General features: G+C 67.3%; 1 protein-coding gene. It reads right to left on the reverse strand.

The window, feature by feature from the left end; all coding sequences use genetic code 11:
* The coding region (locus tag V7787_RS52750; RefSeq protein ID WP_336095447.1) for a condensation domain-containing protein at positions 1-1,474 on the reverse strand (1,474 nt) is incomplete at both ends.

Here is a 1,474-nt window from a genome sequence, read left to right on the forward strand (position 1 = left end):
GTTCAGCCAATGCTCACCCAGGCGTACGATGGTGGCCTGGTCGAACAGGTCAGTGGCGTAGATCAGCGAAGCGCTCAGCCCTTCATCGGTCTCGCAGGTGTCCAGGCTCAGGTCGAACTGCGTGGTGTCGTTGTCCCAGGCCATGGCCTGGACCGCCAAGCCTGGCACGGCGCGTACCGGCGCGAGCGCGGCGGCCTGGTGGTTGAACATCACCTGGAACAACGGGCTGTGGCTGAGGCTGCGGGTCGGTGCCAGCGCATCCACCAGTTGCTCGAACGGCAGGTCCTGGTGCGCCTGGGCGCCCAGCGCAGCCTGACGCACCTGTTGCAGCAGCACGCCGAACGGCTGGCGTGGATCGATATCGGCACGCAGTACCTGGGTGTTGACGAAGAAGCCGATCAGCCCTTCGGTCTCGACCCGGTTGCGGTTGGCCACCGGCACGCCGACGCGGATGTCGCGCTGGCCACTGTAGCGATGCAGCAAGGCCTGGAACGACGCCAGCAGCACCATGAACAGGGTCGCGCCCTGGCGGCGGGCCAACGCCTCGAGACCGTCCTTCAACGCCGACGGCACGGCCAGGTCGAGCTGGGCGCCGCGATAGCTCTGCTCGGCAGGACGCGGGCGGTCCAGCGGCAAGGCCAGCACATCCTGCTCGCTGCCCAGTTGCCCGACCCAGTAGGCCAGTTGCCGCTCACGCTCGCCAGCCTCCATCCATTCACGCTGCCAACGGGCGTAGTCGGCATATTGCAGCGCCAGGGCAGGCAGTGGGGCGGCATCGCCCTCGCGATGGCGGGCATAGCCATCGATCAGTTCGCCGACCATCAGCTGCATGGACGCCGCATCCGAGACGATATGGTGCTGAGTCAGCACCAGCACCTGGTCGTCGGCCGCCAGCTCCAGCAGACGGACCCGCAGCAGCGGGCCGCGGGCCAGGTCGAACGGCTGGCGGATCTCCTCAGCGACACGCGCCTGAAGGGTCGCCTCGTCCGCCAGTCGTTCATGGGCGATGACCAGCGCAGCAGAGCGCTCGATCACCTGGACGATGCCCTCGTCGCTTTCGACGAAGCGAGTACGCAGGGCCTCATGACGCTCGACCAGCGCATTGAAGCTGTGTTGCAGCGCCGCACGATCGAGGCTGCCTTTCAGGCGCAGGACCATGGGGATGTGGTAGGCGCTGCTGTGTGGCTCCAGCTGCCAGAGGAACCACTGGCGTTGCTGGGCATAGGACACCGGCAGCGCCGCATCGCGCGGCGTCGGCCGGATGGCCGGAGCCCGCGCCGCCAACGACGGTGCTGGCAGGCTGGCGACGAAGCCCTGCAGGCTGGCCTGCTCGAACAGCGTCTTGAGCGGTGCGTCGATGCCTAGCTCGCGCAGACGCGAGAACACCTGGGTAGCCAACAGCGAATGCCCTCCCAGTTCGAAGAAGTTGTCGCCCAGGCCAACCTGCTCCAAGTGCAGCACCTGCGCCCAGATC

The organism is Pseudomonas sp. CGJS7 (genome assembly GCF_036961695.1).